The 17,609-nt window shown below is 68.7% G+C and carries 14 protein-coding genes and 2 pseudogenes; 8 read left to right on the top strand and 8 right to left on the bottom strand.

Annotated features, from left to right (window positions below):
• Positions 1-13: 13 nt before the first annotated feature.
• Positions 14-469 (bottom strand): VOC family protein, encoded by a 456-nt coding sequence (locus AC0699_RS32200; protein WP_478667497.1) that lies wholly within the window; start codon positions 467-469, stop codon positions 14-16.
• Between the two features lie 52 nt (positions 470-521).
• Complete coding sequence (locus tag AC0699_RS32195; RefSeq protein WP_478667495.1) at positions 522-842, bottom strand: hypothetical protein; 321 nt, start codon at positions 840-842, stop codon at positions 522-524.
• A gap of 1,288 nt (positions 843-2,130) precedes the next feature.
• Between AC0699_RS32195 and AC0699_RS32190 the strand changes: the two genes are divergently transcribed.
• The 3 genes from AC0699_RS32190 to AC0699_RS32180 all read left to right on the top strand — a co-directional run bounded on the left by AC0699_RS32190 (position 2,131) and on the right by AC0699_RS32180 (position 4,944).
• Positions 2,131-3,309, top strand: a complete 1,179-nt coding sequence (locus tag AC0699_RS32190) for an NAD(P)/FAD-dependent oxidoreductase (protein ID WP_478667493.1) — start codon at positions 2,131-2,133, stop codon at positions 3,307-3,309.
• A gap of 71 nt (positions 3,310-3,380) precedes the next feature.
• Positions 3,381-4,373 (top strand): RNA polymerase sigma-70 factor, encoded by a 993-nt coding sequence (locus AC0699_RS32185; protein WP_478667597.1) that lies wholly within the window; start codon positions 3,381-3,383, stop codon positions 4,371-4,373.
• 289 nt (positions 4,374-4,662) lie between these two features.
• Positions 4,663-4,944, top strand: a complete 282-nt coding sequence (locus tag AC0699_RS32180) for a hypothetical protein (protein ID WP_478667491.1) — start codon at positions 4,663-4,665, stop codon at positions 4,942-4,944.
• Between the two features lie 320 nt (positions 4,945-5,264).
• Here the strand turns inward: AC0699_RS32180 and AC0699_RS32175 are convergent, their stop codons facing one another.
• Positions 5,265-5,555 carry a hypothetical protein gene (locus AC0699_RS32175; protein ID WP_478667489.1) on the bottom strand — a complete coding sequence of 97 codons (291 nt, stop codon included), beginning with the start codon at positions 5,553-5,555 and terminating at the stop codon, positions 5,265-5,267.
• 184 nt (positions 5,556-5,739) lie between these two features.
• Here AC0699_RS32175 and AC0699_RS32170 point away from each other — a divergent pair, with 184 nt between their 5' ends.
• Positions 5,740-7,476, top strand: coding sequence for a hypothetical protein (locus AC0699_RS32170; RefSeq protein ID WP_478667487.1), 1,737 nt, complete (start codon positions 5,740-5,742; stop codon positions 7,474-7,476).
• On the top strand, positions 7,410-7,688 hold the full coding sequence (locus AC0699_RS32165; RefSeq protein ID WP_478667486.1) for a CHAT domain-containing protein: 279 nt from the start codon (positions 7,410-7,412) through the stop codon (positions 7,686-7,688). Before AC0699_RS32170 ends, AC0699_RS32165 begins: the two co-directional genes overlap by 67 nt.
• Before the next feature lie 65 nt (positions 7,689-7,753).
• Here the strand turns inward: AC0699_RS32165 and AC0699_RS32160 are convergent, their stop codons facing one another.
• From AC0699_RS32160 to AC0699_RS32150, 3 genes and pseudogenes are all read right to left on the bottom strand, one after another.
• Entirely contained in the window at positions 7,754-8,170 is a 417-nt protein-coding gene (locus AC0699_RS32160; protein WP_478667483.1) for a CBS domain-containing protein, read from the bottom strand.
• A 319-nt stretch (positions 8,171-8,489) separates the two neighbouring features.
• Positions 8,490-9,185, bottom strand: a pseudogene (locus AC0699_RS32155) (alpha/beta fold hydrolase); the annotation flags it as partial.
• Between the two features lie 205 nt (positions 9,186-9,390).
• A complete protein-coding gene (locus AC0699_RS32150) occupies positions 9,391-13,713 on the bottom strand; it encodes an HAD-IC family P-type ATPase (protein WP_478667481.1) in 4,323 nt (1,440 codons plus the stop codon).
• Between the two features lie 508 nt (positions 13,714-14,221).
• On the opposite strand from AC0699_RS32150, the gene AC0699_RS32145 reads away from it, so the two are divergent.
• Complete coding sequence (locus tag AC0699_RS32145; protein ID WP_478667479.1) at positions 14,222-14,593, top strand: hypothetical protein; 372 nt, start codon at positions 14,222-14,224, stop codon at positions 14,591-14,593.
• Positions 14,594-14,694: 101 nt separating this feature from the next.
• Here AC0699_RS32145 and AC0699_RS32140 read toward each other — a convergent pair.
• Positions 14,695-15,145, bottom strand: a pseudogene (locus tag AC0699_RS32140) (glutamate-cysteine ligase family protein); the annotation flags it as partial.
• A gap of 209 nt (positions 15,146-15,354) precedes the next feature.
• Between AC0699_RS32140 and AC0699_RS32135 the strand changes: the two are divergent.
• Both AC0699_RS32135 and AC0699_RS32130 read left to right on the top strand, forming a co-directional pair.
• Positions 15,355-15,720, top strand: coding sequence for a S24/S26 family peptidase (locus AC0699_RS32135; protein WP_478667478.1), 366 nt, complete (start codon positions 15,355-15,357; stop codon positions 15,718-15,720).
• Between the two features lie 549 nt (positions 15,721-16,269).
• Positions 16,270-16,590 carry a hypothetical protein gene (locus AC0699_RS32130; protein WP_478667476.1) on the top strand — a complete coding sequence of 107 codons (321 nt, stop codon included), beginning with the start codon at positions 16,270-16,272 and terminating at the stop codon, positions 16,588-16,590.
• A gap of 357 nt (positions 16,591-16,947) precedes the next feature.
• Here AC0699_RS32130 and AC0699_RS32125 read toward each other — a convergent pair whose 3' ends face one another.
• On the bottom strand, positions 16,948-17,460 hold the full coding sequence (locus AC0699_RS32125; RefSeq protein WP_478667474.1) for a protein-tyrosine phosphatase family protein: 513 nt from the start codon (positions 17,458-17,460) through the stop codon (positions 16,948-16,950).
• Between the last annotated feature and the right edge of the window lie 149 nt (positions 17,461-17,609).

The following is a 17,609-nucleotide window of genomic DNA, read 5'->3' as shown; positions in this document are numbered from 1 at the left end:
GTCGCAACGACCCTCAGACGACGTCGAATTCGTTGCCCTCGGGGTCCTGCATGGCGGCGGCGTAGAGCCCCATGTCCGGCTCATCCTTGATCCGCAGCACGGTGGCACCAGCTTTGACCAGCCGTTCCACCGCAGCCTTGACCCGCTGTGTGCGGACGTCCTGTGGGACGTCACGGCCCCCACCGACCTTCAGGTCGAAGTGCCACCGGTTCTTGGCGGCCTTCGGCTCCGGAACCTGCTGGAACCACACCCTCGGTCCACGTCCCGCGGGATCGATGATCGACTCCGGAATATCCCCGGCACCGGCCGGCAACTCTGCCTCGGGCACCCCCACCGCCGCCCAGTAAGCACGCCACGTGGCGTGCCCGCCCGGCGGAGGCTCAGGCACGTAGCCCAGGGCCTCGGCCCAGAACGTCACCATTCTCTGCGGATCGGAGCAGTCGATCGTCAGCTGCACTGTCATCTCCATGCTCGGAGCATCCCAGGCAGGTCTGACAGTCGATCAACTTTCGCAACTGGCCCTAGCCGTTCTCCCGGCCCGTCAGGGGAGCACCCTCCAGGAAGGCCTGATAGGTCTCTACGGCTTCCGGCTCGATTTCAGGGTTGGAGGGGCCATAGCGGGTATCGGTGCGGTCCCGCTTCGGTCCGGAGACCCAGAACTCCTCGTTGGTCTGCACGTCGTAGAAGTTCGCGTCGAACATCCCCCTGCCCGGCGCAGTGTCCTCCCATGAAAATACGCAGTGCTCCAGGTCTTCGAGAAGTCCACCCACCCGATCCATGAGGGGTCCGCGGTCGGTGTTGTAACCAGTCTTCAACTGAACGAACATGAGACGTTGAGGCATACGCTCAGGGTCCTGCACAAACCGCATCCGTGACCTGCCATTTGTTGCGGGCCCCAACCTCGACCTTTCGTGACCTCAGTCGATGCGGCGGCACCTCGCCCGGATCGTGCACCGAACGCGGCTTGCGCCGCGGCATCAGCGCCGCCGATGTCGCCGCGTCCAACCCGGCCACGAACAGCGCCGACCTACGAGGGCCCCGCGTCCCCGCCGACAAGCGCGCGCAGGTGGGTACGGCCCGATGCGATGGTTCACCTGGAGAGTGCTTCTTTCCTTGCAGCTGACAAAACCCTCCAAAAGTCCCATCGTCGCGATGCAGGCCACCGTCCCACGACCACCTATGAGCGGGTCAACTGGTTCTCGACGTCGCGAACGACCTGCTGCGTATCGCCGATTCCACCGCCGCCCAGCGCGGACGCACACCCGTGACGCCAGCGCCGGATCGTCGTTGAAAGGTGCGACGCCAAGCACCGGGCCCCGGGGATGTCATGACCGATCCCCCGAGGCCCGTGGTATGTCCGGCGCCGGTCAGCGTTGCCTGATCCAAGTGCGCCCGGCGTCGACGCCCGGGCCCGGTACACAGTGCGTGGCGGGCCTCATGTGCCGATGGCGCCGTCTGAAGGGGTCAAGCAGTGCAAGCGCTACTGGGGACCCAACTACGCCGGCGGCGGCAAGGAATTGCGATGAGTGCCCCTTCGCCGGCACCGATGAAGGAGCCGCGCAACCGCAGTACGACCCGGACGCCAAGGAGTTCACCCTCTCTGTGAAGCTGATCGCCCGGACGACAACCCGGCCGGCGGCCTGAACCTGAAGAGTTTCTACGCCAGGAACCGCATCATCGACGGACTGGAGGACTTTCATCGTCAAGGTCGTCGCCTGATCTGACGCTTGCCCGCGGGGGCGGCCACAAGGCCGCTTCCGCCGCAGCGCGACCAGTCTCCATGCGTCGTCCGGCCAGAACTGGATGAGGTAGCGCTCCACTGCGACACCGGTGCCTTCGCCCTGCGACAGCGCAGCCGCCTCGGCCCGGCCGGTGCAGCTGACCCGGACACGCCAGGAGCCGCCCTTGTCTACACCGCCCGACTGCCGCATTTGTCGAGGCGGTCCCGCGCATATACACGAAAGGGTCCTCTCGTCCCGCCTACCCCTGACGGCGGGACGTGCGGCGGCCCTCGAACGACGACACCGGATGTGATGTGGATCGCATCGATGGTCTGTCACGTCCGGAGCAGGTTGCTTGTCCCATGGGCGTCACCGGCATCGAAGCCGGTGCCCGACCAGGGAGACTGAGATGACCAACGGCCACCGCATCGTCGTTCTCGGCGCCGGCTACACCGGTATGTTCACCGCCATCCGGCTGGCCCACCGCACCCGCCGGACCGGCGTGGAGATCACCCTGATCAACCCGTTGAGCCGGTTCGTCGAGCGGCTGCGGATGCACCAGATCGCCACCGGGCAGAAGCTGGCCGACCACCAGATCCCCAGCCTGCTCGCCGGTACGGGCGTCAGGTTCGTCCAGGGCACCGCCACCGCCATCGATCCCGAGGCTCGGCGGATCACCGTCGACGACGCCATGTCCCTCGGGTACGACACGCTCGTCTACGCGCTGGGCAGCTCGACCGACACCGGCAAGGTCCCCGGCGCCGACACCCATGCGTTCACCCTCAACAGCCCCGAGATCGCCGGCCGGTTCGCCGCGCGGCTCACCGAGGTCGCCGAGGCCGGCGGCACGGTCACTGTCTGCGGCGGCGGCCTGACCGGCATCGAGGCGGTCACCGAGATCGCCGAGAGCCACCCCGGTCTGGATGTCACGCTGATCAGCCTGGCGGAGCCCGGCAGCATGATGGGTGCCAAGGCCCGCGCCTACCTCTACCGCGCGATGGGCCGCCTCGGCATCACCCTCGAGACAGGCGCCCGTGTCACCAAGGTGCTGACCGACGCCGTCCAGTTGGCCGACGGCCGGACCATCCGCTCCGACGCCTGTCTGTGGACCGCCGGCGTCAGAGTGTCGCCGCTCGCCGCGGACGCCGGGATCGCCACCGACGACCGCGGCCTGATCCTGGTCGACGCCACGCTGCGGTCGGTGTCCCATCCGGAGATCCACGCCATCGGTGACGCCGCCGCCGTCCGCCTGGCCTGGGGACAGATCCACGGCACCTGCCAGAGCGGTCTGCCCACCGCCCAGTACACCGCCGACACCATCGCGCGCCTGGTGCGCGGCAAGGCCGTCAAGCCGTTCCGCTTCGGCTACTTCCACCAGCCGGTCAGCCTCGGCCGCCGAGACGCCGTCATCCAGTTCACCAAGGCCGACGAGACCCCCCGCCGCCAGTACCTCGCCGGCCGCAGCGCCGTCGCGTACAAGGAGATGGTCAGTGGCAGCCCTCTCACGACCTACCGCTTCAGCAAGCGCATGAACGTCACCACCCTCGTCTCCAAGGGCGGCCGTGCCACTCGCAGGCCTGCGGCATGACGTGCGCCACGACTCCCGGCGCCGTGATCCACACCTTGCTGCCCAGCTCGCGGCCCGGGCACTATGAGCCGGTGATCGACACCAGCACCGGGCAGGACCCGTACCTCGAACACCGCAGGCTGCTGTTCGCCACCGCCTACCGCATGCTGGGCAGCGTCACCGACGCCGAGGACGTCCTGCAGGACGCCTGGCTGTGCTGGAGCACCACGGACCGCGACACGATCCGCCACCCCAAGGCCTACCTGGTGCGCACGGTCACCAACCTCTCCTTGAACCGCCTCACCTCCGTGCGGGCCACCCGCGAGACCTACGTGGGCCCGTGGCTCCCCGAACCCCTGCTGACCTCCCCGGACATCGCCTCGGAGGCCGAGTTGGCCGACTCCGTGTCCACCGCCCTGCTCGTCGTCCTGGAAACCCTCACCCCCGTCGAACGCGCCGTCTTCCTGCTCCGCGAAGTCTTCGGCTACTCGCACACCGAGATCGCCGAGACCCTCGAACGCCCCGAGCCGACAGTCCGCCAGATCGCCCACCGCGCCCGCGAGCACGTCCAAGCCCGCCGGCCTCGCTTCGACGCCGACCCCACCCAGCGCCGGCAGATCACCGCCCAGTTCCTCAAGGCCTGCTCGGGCGGCGACCTGAACGCCGTCATGGAACTGCTCGCTCCCGACGTGACCGCCTGGTCCGACGGCGGCGGCAAGGTCACCGCAGCCCGTCGCCCCCTCCACGGCACCGACCACGTCGCACGCTGGCTCCTGGGCTTCCTGGCCAAGCCAGAACTGGCCGCCCTGACCATGGAACCGGCCGTCATCAACGGCGAACTCGGCATCCTGGCCGCCCTCGACGGGCACACCGTCGGCGCCCTCACCTTCGACGTCGGTGACGGCCGCATCCACAACCTGCGCTTCCAGGTCAACCCGGACAAGCTCAGCGGCCTGACCCCAGACAACAGCTTCGCCCATTCCGAAGCGTTCAATCCTGCTGCAATTCCGCCAGGACCCGGCACTGCGGCGATTCGTCCTGGACCGCCGCAGCACTCGCTTGCAGCCCTCGACAAAGCTGAATAGCTCCGATGCCTTCACCGGCAGACGATTCCGCCCCCGTTGACCAGGGCGAACGCAGCCCATCGGCCGACTTCATAGCTCTGCCTGGAGTTCCGTGAATGTCCAGGTCGGGGGTCATGCGCTGGAACGCGTCGGCAGGGCAGGGGCAGGAGGTAGTGGCTGGTGACGTAGTAGGTCTCGATGCCGAGCCGCAGCATGCGCCGGCCGTTCTCGAGGTCGCATTCCCTCATCTTCTTGCCGCGCTCGACGAGGTGCTCCGCGCCCCAGTGTTGACGAGGATGTCCAGCCGCCCGTGTTCCCGGTCAATGCGCTCGGCCAGCGCCTGCACCTGGTCCGCCTGGAGGTGATCGGCCACGACGGGATGCGCTCGCCGCCGGCGGCGGTGACCGGCTCGGCGGTCTCCTCGAAGGTCTCAGCCGGTCGGCCCGACTCGCCGGCCTTGCCGCGGGTGGTGCGGCCGGTCACGTGGACGGTGGCCCCGGCCCGGCCGAGCTCGACGGCGATCGCCGGGCTCCGCCGCGACGCCCCCGTGACCAGCGCCACCTTCCCCGCCAGCGCCTCACCTTCGGCATGATTCATGTGGGTCATTCCTTGTCTCAAAGCATCGTGATCGGAGCACGGCCCGTACCCCGACGTGTCAATCCCGTCCGGATCCGCTGCTACTACGGCCTGCGCGGACCAGGCGCGTGTTTCACCCGTTCCTGCCGGTGGCGCTGATACAGAAAGGCTGGCCGGAGGGGTCGAGCAGTACGGTCCAGTGCTTGCCGCCAGGCTGGTGGGCGGCTTGGTGGCGCCGAGGCCGACCAGACGCCGCTCGGCGGCCTCCACGTCGTCGAAGGCCAGGTCGAGGTGGAGGACGAGCTCGTCCTCGGCCCGTTCGGCGCCTTGAAGGACTCAGCGGTGTAGAAGACCTGCCTGGTGGCGCCATCGCTGGCGGGCGGAAAGGCTGCGGGCACGGCGCAGCGAGACCGAGGCGCAGCGCTCGACGTGTGTCGCGCTCAACACGGCTGCACGGCAGTACCTGGCGGTCTCACCGACCAGTTCCCTGCGCTCGGCGGCACCGAGGACCCGGGACAGATACGGCGCCGGCTCGCCGAGGCCCGCGATCTGCACCGGGAGGTCCACGCGGAGGCACAGCTGCGGTTGCCGGAGCGGGTCATCGGCGTCGCAAGCGAGGTCAGCCACGGCCTGGGCACGCTGTACGGCAGGCTGCGGCGCCTCGGCGACGGGACACCGCGCCCCGATGACTCACCGGCCGCCGCGAAGGCAGACATCGACGCACTGTGGGACCGGCTGCGCACATTGCGGCGGGAGATGAGGGAAGAACTGGGAGCAGCAGACAGAGACGCTCGGCAGGTTGAGGGGGAATGTGACCGACGCGGAGATCGAGGAGAGCGGGGGCGTCCGGGCGCTGCGCGCCTGGGTGATGGCGGCCACCAAGCGGGCGCTGCGGCTGTACCATCCGGGCTCCCCCGCCGCCGACCCGAATGTGTACGACAGCTCGATCGCCGAACTCGAAGAGCTGATACGGCTGCTGGAGCACGACGCGGAACTGCGTGCCACGGTGACGGTCCAGCTCGGCTCCGTCCTCACGATGCGTCACCTCGCCAGAGGCGGCGTGCTGCAGGACCGGGAGCGCGCCCGGCTGCTGCTGCGGGAGGCCCGGGACTCTTCCACGGCGACCGGGGCGGCGACGGACGCGGACGATCGACCGTGGGCTGCGATGTCTCTTCTCTCCCTCGTGCTGCCCTTGCCGAAGACGCGCCTTGCCGACAATCGGCCACCCGCTTTGTCCGGCCTGCTCGACTGGCACACCGAGCTGGGGCCGGCGGGGATGGCGGACGCCGTGTTCGAGATACGGGAGCTGCTGGCCGAGGTCGAGGACCTGCCGGAGCGGCACGCGGAGCTGCGGCGGACGAGCATCATGCTCGCACAGCTGGCCGGGCCCGGCTCGCCTGTCCACGCCATGCGCCGGTTCATGGACGCGACGTCCGGCGAATTCGCGCATGGGGACGATTTTCAGCGGGTGACGGACATGTTCTCGGGCCTTGCCGACGCGCAGGCGGGGCCGGACCCCGTCCCTCGCAGGGAGACCCCCGCCACGCCTGATCCGGCCCCCAGTGACACCGAGTCGTTCGTCGCCCTGAACGCCGTCGTCCCTTCAGTGTTCGAGGCGATGGAAGCGGCGCAGAGCGGCGATCCGGAAGCCCTCGACCGGGCGCTGGGCCGACTGCGGGACGCGCACCGGCGGATGCCGCCCGGCCATGAGATGGGACCCCAGATCGAGATGGTCACCGCCGCCAGGCTCCAGCTGAGCAATACGGTCGGCGGAAGCCTCCACGACCAGGCGCTCGGCCGTACCTCCATGGAGTTGCGGGGCGAGCTGACCGGGGTCTTCACACCGGACCCCACACATCCGGTGGACCGCGAACTCGCCGTCATGCTGCGCGTGCTGCCCCTCACCATGCGGCTCCGTGCGGCCCACGAGTCGGAGGACATCGAGACCGTGCGCGCCGTGCATGCCGAACTCGTCGCACTCGAAGCGGAGACCCCGCGGGAACACAAGCTCCGTTATGTCGTCATGGGGGGTCTCGCCCAGTCCTGCATCACGCTCGGCATGCTGACGGACGACGGCGACATGGCGCTTCGCGGCGCCGACTACTTCGAACAGACCTCCGCGGCGGCGGACTCGCTGCCTCCGTTCCTCAAGCAATGGATGGACCAGGCCGGCCTCGCCACCGACGCCCTGCGCGCCAGCGTCACTCACGACGCGACGCTTCTCCCGGAGCACACCCCCTGCCTCCTGACGCACCGAGGGGGCCGCAGTGGGCCTCCACGATGTCTCAGCCCCTTGAGTACAGCCTCACGCACGACCCGTCGAAACTCGACCCGCTCATCGGTGAACTGGAGAAGATCCGCGACGAGATACGGCAGGGCCGGCAACCCTGGTTCGCCGCCGACGCCCTGTGGCAGCTGGCGGTGGCCTACGGTGCCAACTGGCACCACACCGAGGACGCGACCGCTCAGGCCGCGGGCACGGTGCCCCGGCTCCTCGACCGGCCGTGGCACGAACAACCCGGCGCTCAGGGGCCGTTGGTGGTCCTGAGTGCCCGCGAGACCGGCCTCGGCACCCGTGACCACGACGAGGCCTGGACCCTGACGACAGCCTTCGTCTCGGGTGGGGCACGCAACGTGGTGGGATCGCGCTGGACCGCTCAGGACGGGGCCTCGATCGCCTTCCGCGTCTCCTCATCTCCGAGCGCCCACAACTCAAAGAGCTCCGGAAAAAGCGCTGCCAACCGCCTCCATCCAGCGTGATCGAGCTGCCGCGCCACTCGCGTACCGCTTCATGTTGGCGATCAGCACCCGAAAGCGGTGTTTCCTCAGTCCGTCGACAGCGCCTCGAGAAGCTCGCCGACCTTCGGGTCGGGCAGGGCGCGCGCGACGTCTGCCTGGGAAACCATTCCGACGAGGTCGTGGCCGTCGATGACGGGCAGCCGACGTACCTTGTGTTCGGTCATGGTGTGAAGAATCTCGTCCGCGCGGTCGTCCGCCCCGATCGTCACGGCCTCTCCTTGTGCCAGCTCGCCGGCCTTGGTGGAGGACGGGTCCTTGCCCGCGCCGAGTACCTTGACGACGATGTCGCGATCGGTGAGCACGCCCTTCAGTTTGTTGTCGGTACCGCAGATCGGCAGTGCGCCGACGCTGAGTTCGGTCATTTTCTCCGCGGCCTTGAGCACCGTCTCCTCGGAACCGATGCACTCTGCGCCACTAGTCATGATTTCTCGTGCTGTGGTCATGATGTGATTCCCCTTGTCGGGTGGGGCCCGGGCCGGCGATGCCGAGCCGGGCTCCGATTGGCCTTCACAAGGGCGCGTGCCCAGCAGCTTGATCGTCTAACGGGAGCTACGCACCCGCCTCGTCGATACCCTCAGTGACCAGGGGCTGTCTGTTCGACAGCGCGCCGGTCGACCCCGTCGTGTGCACCCAAGGTCTGGCACACGTGCGCGATGTCCAGTGCGAGTGGCACCGGGAATCGGGTGCGGATCTTCCCAGGTTCCCGGTGTGAGCAGGCGAGGCCGGCGAAGTCGCGTGGGCGGGCCGCCGGATCCGTTCCCGTCAGGACGCCGATCTCGCGGGCGCGTGCTGCTGTGTGCTGCCAGTCCTCGGCGCCGGCCGGGACGATCGACTCGGTGCCGTGATTGACCAGCAGGATCCGGATCTCGTCGTACGGGTCGGTCGCGTCCAGGTACGTTTCGCCCCCGGCAGGGAAGGTCTGGGTTCCTTCCGAGCACCGCCCAGTACGGCACCGAAGCGGTACGCAGTGCGAGCCAGGGGTCGAGCAGGAGGAACGGCTCGACCAGGAGGCGGCCCGCAGGCAGGTCCGGTCCGTGTACCAGGCACGGTAGAGATCGGCGGCTGCCGGACTGAGCAGCTGGGGCGTGTCGAAGCCCAGGACTTCGAGGCCGAGGCCATGCCGACCGGCAAACGCGGCGTCCTCGTCGAGGAGACTCGGCTCCAGCCCCCACTCTGCCTCCGGACTCTCGCCGTCGGCCGGGGACGGATCCCACCGGAGCCGCCGACCAACTGGACCAGTTCCTCCGGCCGTCGGTAGGGCACCATGTGGCCACTTCCGGGTACCACGGCCAGCCTCCCCGTCGGAAGCAGGCGGGTGACCTCCTCAGCCCATTCCTGGGGCACGAACCGGTCCTCGGCCCCGCGCACGACCAGCGTAAGCACACTCACGTACGGGAGGTCCTCGATGCGATCGCGCAGCGACTCCGCGAAGGAGCCGGCCACGTGACGTACCCGGCATTGACGTGGTCGGCGAGGTTGAGCGGCGCCATCGAAGCCCGCTCATGGTCGCTCAGGTCTCCTCCTGCATGCGGATCGCGGTGTCACGGGCTTGGCGTGTGAGAGAGCGTCATGGGGGCTGGTGTTCCTTGCGCCCGGCTCGCTGCATCGCTGCCTGTTCCCTCATCGGTCGTTGCACCGCGGGCTGCACCGGCCCATGCGTCCGTCATTCCGGGTCCCCGACCGTGGCGGGGGCGGCTGGTCCAGAGCGGCGGTCCTCGGCCAGTGAAGAGATCAGGGGTGCGATGGCGTGCCCGAGGAGAGTCGCGGTGGTGATCGCGCTGAGGGTGATGGCCCAGGCGACGGGGCCGAGCGGGGTGCTGCCGAAGAACTGGCTGATACCGGGGATCTGGATGATGGCGACGAGGACGGCCGCGGAGCCGAGTCCGGCGACAAGGACGTTGCGGTCCGTGCCGCCTGTGGTGAGGGTCTGGGCCAGTTGGGTGCCTACTACGGCGGCCAGGGCGACGGTGGAGGCACGCCGGGCTCGGCCCGTGAGGCGGGCCGCGGCCCAGGCCAGGCCGGCGCCGGTGGCGGTGATGACGCCGCGCAGCATCATTTCCTGGGTGAGTGCGGTGCCCAGCGAGCGGCGAGGTCCCTCCGCGAGAAGGCGCTCGCCGGTCTGTCCGGACGGCTCGCGCACCGCGATGGCCAGCGAGGGCGCGAGGTCGGTGAGGAGGTTCACGAGCATGATTTGGCGCGCGTTCAGCGGGGTGGCGCCGGTGATTGCGGAGGTGAGGACGCTGAAGGTGACTTCGCCGAGGTTTCCTCCGATGAGGATGGCGAGCGCCGCGCGGACGGAGGTCCACATGGCCCGGCCCTCCATGAGGGCGGAGACGATGGTCTCCAGCCTGTCATCGGTGACGACAAGGTCCGCAGCCGCCGTCGCGGCCGGGGTTCCTCGCCGTCCGAGTGCGATACCGACGTCGGCGAGCCGGATTGCGGGAGCGTCGTTGGCTCCGTCGCCGGTCATGGCCACGACGCGGCCGAGGCGCTGGTAGGCCTGGACGATCCTGACCTTGTGGCTGGGGCTGCAGCGGGCGATGACGTCGACGGTGGGCAGCAGCTCGTCCAGGGCGTCATCATCCAGTTCGTCGATCTCCGGCCCGGTGCACACCTTGGGCTCCGCGACGTCGCTGATCGTGGAGGCGATGGCGTCGGCAGTGGCCGGGTGATCGCCGGTGAGCATGACGGTGTGCACGCCGGCTTCGTGCAGTCGTGCCGTCGCGGGTGCGGCGCTCTTGCGTACCGGGTCGGCGAGCGTGAGGAAGCCGAGGAAGACCAGCCCCTCTACGGCTTCGTCGGTGAGTTCTTCGCCCGGCTCCATGCGGCGTTCCGCCACCGCCAGGACCCTTCGCCCCACCGCCGCGAGTTCCTCGGCTGCTCTGGCGAGGGCTCTCCTGGAGGTGTCGTCGAGAGCCACGGCGCCGTGCGGCTGCCGACGCCGGGTGCATCGGCTGACGACGTTCTCCGGCGCTCCCTTCACGCTGAGCAGGACACCGCCGCCGGTATGGCCGACCGTTGCATGGAAGGCCCGGGCCGGCTCGAAGGGGAGGGCGTCGGTGCGGCGCCAACGTGGGGCCCCCGTGCGCGTGGTGACGCCGGCACGGCGAGCGCCGTCGACGATCGCCCGGTCGGTCCGGTGGGCCATCGGTTCGGCCTGGCGGGCAGGCGGAGTGGCGCGCAGCGAGGCGGCCAGGACTTCCTTTCCGCGGGTGTCGAGCCGGTCGAGGGCAGCGGCTCTGTCACCATCGCTGACGCCGGTGAGCTCCAGAGTGCCTTCGGTCAGGGTGCCCGTCTTGTCGAAACAGAGGATGTCGGCGCGGCCGAGCGCCTCGATGGTGCGTGGGTTGCGTACGAGGGCGCCCACGTCGGCCAGGCGGCGTGCGGCTGCCAGTTGGGCTGCGTTGACCAGGAAGGGCAAGCCTTCGGGTACGGAGGCGACGGCCAGATTGACAGCGGAGGAGAGATTCTCGGTCAGGGGGCGGCCGTGGAGCAGCCCGGAGAGGGAGACTGCTACGGCGGACCCCAGGGCGATGGGCACGCTGGCGCGGGTAAGGGAGGACAGCCGGGCTTCCACGCCTGTTTCCGGTGCGGCCTGGCGGGCGGTGGCGAGACTGCGGCCCGCTTCCGTCGCCGAGCCGGTCGCCACGACGACGGCAACGGCCCGCCCTGCGGAGATGGTGGTGCCCTCGTAGAGCATCGAACGGCGACCGGTGATGTGTGCCGCGACCACGGGTGCCGGATCCTTGGTCACCGCGAGTGACTCCCCTGTGAGGGAGGATTCATCGACCTCGAGGCCTTCCGCCTTCAGCAGGCGGCAGTCCGCGGGCACGACATCCTCGGGTCTCAGAGAGACGACATCGCCGGGAACCAGATCACCAGAGGTGACCAGGCGCTCCCGCCCGTCGCGTCGCACACGCGCTCCGATGGCCGACTGCGCGAAAAGCTGGGCCAGCGCGCGATCGGTCCTCACTCGCTGGAATCCGCCGACCAGAGCGGAAACGGCGGTGATGGCGGCGACCAGGGCGGCATCGGTCCGGGACCCCACGGCCGCGGCGAGGGCGGCGCCCGCGGCGAGGATCGGGGTGAGCGGATTGGACAGTTCTTCGACGAACGCGTACGGCAAGGTCAGCTTCGCCGGCTCGCCTGCGTGCGCCTCGGCGGTACGAGCGGCCGCCTCCTGCGCGGTGAGGCCTTCCGGGCGGGTACGCAGCCGTTCCATGACACGGTCAGCCGGCATGAGGTGCCAGGGAACGGTGGTCACCGGCGGGGCGAGGGGACGGCTCAGCAATTGCCGGGCCCGCCAGGCACCCAGGCAGAACGCCACAGCCCCGGCCGTGTTGCTCACCGCCAGCACACGGGCGGTCGCTCGCCAGGCCGGTGCCTGCAGCGCGGCCACAGCGCCGACCCCACTGCCGCCAGCGGCCAGGTAGTGGCTGTCGCGGTCCACCACCGCGGCCGCTCCGACCGCGTCGACGATCAGGCCCGCGGCCTCGAGATCGGCCCCGACCAGAACATGGGCCCCCCAGGGGGTGTGCTCCTCCTCGCGGTGCACGCCGATCGCACAGTCGGCCGCCCCCAGCGCCCGGCGATTGCCGGAGATCAGCAGGACGACCGCTCCGTCGGCCTGCAGATCCCTCACCGAGGCCGCCAAGCCGTCGCCCGCCGGCACCACGGCATCGGCGAAGGTGAGGCCGGGGCTTTCCCGATCGGACGCCACCACCACCCGTGCCCCCGCCCGTCGCGCGGCCGCGGCCACGGCTTCGGCACCAGGAGCCGACTGAGTGCCCAGCCCCGCCACTGCCTGCAGCCGGCGCCCGTGCGCCAGACCCAGCATCTTCTCGCTACCGTGCCGCCGAAGCCGTTTCGCCGCCTTGTGCCCGGTCCGGCCCTCCAGGTCCAGCTCGTCCAGCGGTCCCAGCACCCAGTCGCCTTCGCGGCTGACAGCCCAAGGCGAATCGGCGTCGAAGAGCGAAAACAGCCGCTCGGACGCCTGCTCGGGATCAGCGCCCCCGAGCAGTTCCAGATCGATTGGCTCATACCGGTCGCCGCGCAGAGCCTCTTCCTCAAGGAGGATCGTGTCCACCTGACCCAGGCGCCGCAGCGCCGTGCGGTCCATCGTCACCACACCGCGCAGAGCCAGATACCGCCCCAGATTGGTGGCGAAGCCCTCACGTCCCGCGCCGGGTGCCTTCGGCACAGATGCCACAGCGACGGCGATCGCCTTGCGGATGCCGGCGAACGGCAGCGTGGCTGCACCGGCGGCAATGCCCGCCGCCATCGATCGCTCCGCGTACCGGTCGGCGCCGTCCTGAGGCGTCGGCCCGGCCCGGCCGACCGTGACCGCGTCGGCCGAGGCTTCCTCCGGGCCGCGGACGAGCCCGGTCTCACGCTCGCGCCACGTCGTGCGTTCCGCGCTCGCCTCCCGCCACACCGCCAGACGCTCCAGGACGTCCAGGGCAATCCCCCCGCCGCCTGTGGCCACACCCTGCACCAGGGCGCCGATCACGGGCAACAGGGAGTCGGCCTGCTCAGTCCCGCTGACGCCCTCGATCAGATGCCGAAGCCGCGGATGGTAGCGAACGGCGTCGATGCCGCCTGCGATCTCCGGCGGCAGCCCGAACCACGGAGCGAGCCGCCGAAGGGTCACCACAGCCAGCCCCAGCGTGTCCGCCACCAGAGCGGGCACCGCCGGGAACGGCGGACCCTCCGCCGGATGATGTGGCTCCGGCTGCCATTCGTCGAACGCTTCCGCATCCGCGGCGTGGTCGCCTTCCGCCTTCTCTACCAGGGCAACCAGGTCGCTCTCGGGCGGTGGAGACGAATCAACCGCGATGATCACCCGTTCCATGGGCGCGTTCACCCGCGCCCACAGCACTCCTGGATGCTCCTCGACCGCCCGCTCCACACGACGGGCGACGGCCGCGGCCCCGGGGCCGTGCACCCCGCAGACCGCGACATAGCAGCGCCCCGCAGTCCACCACACCTCACGGCGAGGCCCCTCAAGAAGACTCTCCGCCGCCCCCCAGACGGCCCGTGCACCGGTCGCCACACGGTGAACAACGCACGAGGCGATCGACCGCAGAAAGGGAGGCACCCCCAGAGGCGAGGCAGGTTCCGGCGGCATGAACCGTGCCTCCTCGCATCAGATCGGTCGGTGCGGACGAACCACAAGATGCAGTCTGATCGAAACCCATAAAACCGGCGACACGGGATAGACCCATGGATAAGGGGCGGGAACGACCTGCCGCCGGTGAGGCCCGGCGAGGCCACTGGGAACGGCGCCGCGCCTTCACACACGCTGCGCCTTCACACACGCTGCGCCTTCGCACAGGAGGGCGTCGCCGCAGCAGTGCCGTCCTCCGCAGGGCCTGGGCTGCCGGCCGTCACTCGGGGCAGCGACCGGCGCGACGGCTCTCCGTGTCGGCCGGCGGCAGAGGCGGCAGAATGGAAATGAACCACTTCATCCTCTTGAGTCGAAATGAGTGGTCGAGATGACCAGTACAGCTGAGACCGCGCCGCCGGCCGCGGCGCAGGAAGAGGAACGCAAGAAGGCTGAGCACGAGGGACAGGTTCTGCACATGCACACCGCCCATCGTGAGGTGCCCCTCCCTTACTTCACAGGGCAAGATCTGAAGGCCAACGTGCAGCAGATGACCTCGCGGCTGCCCGCGGTGCGGAGGAAGGACCTGCTCTTCTACGGCGGCCTGGGCGCCCTCACCGTCGCGGGTGCTCTCGAGTGGCCGATTGCGCTCGCCGTCGGCGGAGCCACATGGGTCGTACGCGGTAAGACAAAGGAAGAAGTGAAGGAAAGTGCTGAGGAGACGTCCGAGACGTCCGGTTCTGTCAAGCCGGACGAACCGTAGAGACCAGACCAGCCGACTTTCACCCGCGTGCACTCCGGACTGACCTGAGGCCAGCTGTCCATCGGCCGCGATCACGACATTGTCGTGGATTCTGGACAGTGTCAATTTTGGGTAGGGCTGACGCATTCCGTGACGACGTCGCGGAGGCTGCCGGGCCGCTCCAGGAGTTCTCGTTGCACACGGGCTCCAGTGCCTGCGGCCAGGAGTGCGCTGACCGCTCCCCGGACGAGTGGCAGGTCACCCGCCTCGCTGAGCGTCCTGTACATGGTCCAGGAGCGCGTGCACCACGGTACGTGCGGGTGCGGTCAGTGGGTGGAGCAGTTGCTGGTCAAGGGCGTACCGGCCGGCCTGCCAGGCGGCCATCCGCAGCACAGTCACCCTGTGAGGGGCCGGTGCCAGGCCTTCGTTCCACTCACGGGAGGCCGTTTCTACAAGGCCGCGGGCCAGAGCGGCGAGCAAAACGGGGGTAAACGGGTCAAGGCAGACGTCGGCCGCTCGGATTTCGACGGTGGGGTAGCGGTGGGACAGTCGGGCGTCAAAATAGACCATGCCGGTCCGCCTCACGAGAGGCGACAGCCAGGAGTGCTGTGGACAGATCCCGGGGTTCACCCGTTCGCTCATCCACCAGGCACAGCCGAACATGCCCCACGATTGTGGCGCCGTAATCGCTCCTCGTCGGCGTGCGGGGCAACGTTCGCCGTGTTGGTGGCGTGGAGCGAAAATCGGTGAGCCGACCCGGCTGAATCTGCCACGATCACCGGATGGGCGCATTGGATGCAGTGGCAGGCAGGGTTGCTGGCGGGGACACCGTTGAGTTCCGGCCGAGCGGCTCATCGATGGTCCCGTTGATACGCAGTCGGCAACTGGTGGCTGTCGCTCCGGTCGACCCGCCAAAGCTGGCAGTCGGGGACATCGTCCTTGCCCGTGTCGCCGGCACCGTGTACTTGCATTTGGTGTCGTCCCTCGATCCAGCCAAGAAGCGGGTGCAGATCAGCAACAATCGGGGCCACATCAACGGCTGGACCAGTCACGACCGCGTCTTCGGTATCTGTGTGGCGGTTGACGGGGTCCCACGGGCCGGTGCCGCAGTCAAGGTTCTGACAGCCGAGCCGAACGACCGGCCCTGAACAGGGAGAAGAACAGACAGCGCCCGCTCTGCCGTGATCTGACGCTCCACCGGTACGACCTGGCGGCGGGCCTCGATGGTGCTGTTATCCGCACAGGCATGCCCGTGGTGACCGACATGTGTGCTCGATGTCGAAGCGGCGCAGGAACGACTGTCAGCAGCGGTCGACGTCTCAGGCACGCGTACAACTCGGTCCGGAAGCATGACAGTTGTCCGATCACGTCCTGCGAGGCACTCGCTCACGGCACACTCATCACCACGGCCTTCCTGCTGAACGGTGCATCTGTGACGGAGCACAGCATCAGTGGAAGGCCGTTCCCACGTGTCCTGAACTGGGTAAACCCCACTCACGTGTGAAGACCCCCAACGAGCAGGTCAACGGCCGATGGCGCGTGCTCGTGCCGTCTCAGCGTCGGCTCGCCTCGTTGGGCGACCCGGTGAATCCTGTGAAGGTGCCCGCTGGTGCAAGGTGGTGGGAAATAGGCTTGGTGCCGCGGTCGTCGGGCACGGATCGGCTGCGCCCGTGCTATCGCCATTGACGGGAGCCAGGATGGGCTATTTAGACGGCATAGAACCACGCCTCAGGGAGGCGTTGGAGCTTCGCAAACTCTCCCTCCACGAGCGGGCAGACAGGAGGGGTTACTTCGACGTGTACTGGGATGACGGCATCAAGAGCGCTCCAGACGACCCCGGACTCCCTGTCGGGTTTCTGAACGTGTCCGCCCACCCTTCCGGCTTCATGCAGCGCAAGGTCGAGTTCTGGTGGGTCAGCGTTTCCAGTCCCGTGGTCCACGAGGTCGCGAGCAGGCTTCCTAACATCAACGAAGCCATCAGCGTTTTCCTCGTCCATCTCCCCAACCGATACTCCTGAACCAACCACTGGCGGTGCACTTGAGAGCCTGTTCCTGCACTGCACCCCCGGAAGACGCGGGCTCAGTAGCCTGGTACGAGGCAGGCAGTAAGCCAAGGTCACCGTCATCGCTTTGAGATCGATCAAGCTGCCGGACTCCTGGGAGGCCCCGGTCGGCGGTGGTACGGACCGACGTCACGGTGTTCGCCGCTTCGTTGACCCGTGCCTCACCAGCAGCAGCGACTCCCGTTCGGGGAACGGTCTCTGTGGCCGTTCCCGAACGCCTTCCCAACGTCCCCATCTCGGTCTTACGCCTCCTGAACTGCTAATACGGGGTTCAGAAACAGGGACTCAGCTTGTTCTTCAACCTCTGTCCGGTCAGCTGAGCGTGTCCAGGCCGACGAGGAGCTGGGCAACGCCGAGGCCCGCGGTGAGGTACTCCTCGAAGGTCCGGTTGTTCAGGGCAGAGGGGGATCGCTTGTTCCGGATGGTCTCGATAGCTGTCGTTGCCGTCCACCCCAGCTCGATGAGAGTCTGGGACACGACGAGGCCCGAGCGGTTGTAGCCGGCGTTGCAGCGGACCAGGACGGTGCGCCCGGCCCGGACGGCTTCGGCGGCGGTGCGGGCCAGCTGCTGGACTGTGTGGATCTGCTCGGCGGTGAGCGGGCTGTCAGGGAGCTCGGCGACCAGGTGGTCGATGCCCGGACCGGGTCCGTGGCCGGGACGGATGAACAAGCTGATGACCAGCTCGAACTCCTTGCAGACGACTGCTGCACGATTGTCGCCCAAGGCGTCGGTCCAGTGGTGACCGCCCATCCACAGCCCTGCTGTGATCTCGTTCCAGGGGGCATCAGGCTCGGGCGCCCCGCGGTCCTTCTGGCGTGTCTTCAACTTGGCTCCCCCTCCACATAGGCGAGGCAGAAAGCTCCGGGCCCGTATTCCACGGCTCGAACGGTCCGTCGAACTTTCTCCCCCATCTGGGATTCACCGGACACGTAAGCGGCCTTCGCCTGATTCTGTGCGCCGACCAAGGATTGCAC

This window comes from Streptomyces sp. NPDC043870 (assembly GCF_056435785.1).
This window is presented reverse-complemented; position numbering and strand designations above follow the sequence as displayed.

Excerpts from the sequence above, each read along its gene's own strand:
- AC0699_RS32200 (WP_478667497.1), bottom strand. The coding sequence starts at position 469 with ATGGAGATGACAGTGCAGCTGACGATCGACTGCTCCGATCCGCAGAGA.
- AC0699_RS32160 (WP_478667483.1), bottom strand. The coding sequence starts at position 8,170 with ATGACCACAGCACGAGAAATCATGACTAGTGGCGCAGAGTGCATCGGT.
- AC0699_RS32195 (WP_478667495.1), bottom strand. The coding sequence starts at position 842 with ATGCCTCAACGTCTCATGTTCGTTCAGTTGAAGACTGGTTACAACACC.
- AC0699_RS32190 (WP_478667493.1), top strand. The coding sequence starts at position 2,131 with ATGACCAACGGCCACCGCATCGTCGTTCTCGGCGCCGGCTACACCGGT.
- AC0699_RS32135 (WP_478667478.1), top strand. The coding sequence starts at position 15,355 with ATGGGCGCATTGGATGCAGTGGCAGGCAGGGTTGCTGGCGGGGACACC.
- AC0699_RS32145 (WP_478667479.1), top strand. The coding sequence starts at position 14,222 with ATGACCAGTACAGCTGAGACCGCGCCGCCGGCCGCGGCGCAGGAAGAG.
- AC0699_RS32130 (WP_478667476.1), top strand. The coding sequence starts at position 16,270 with ATGGGCTATTTAGACGGCATAGAACCACGCCTCAGGGAGGCGTTGGAG.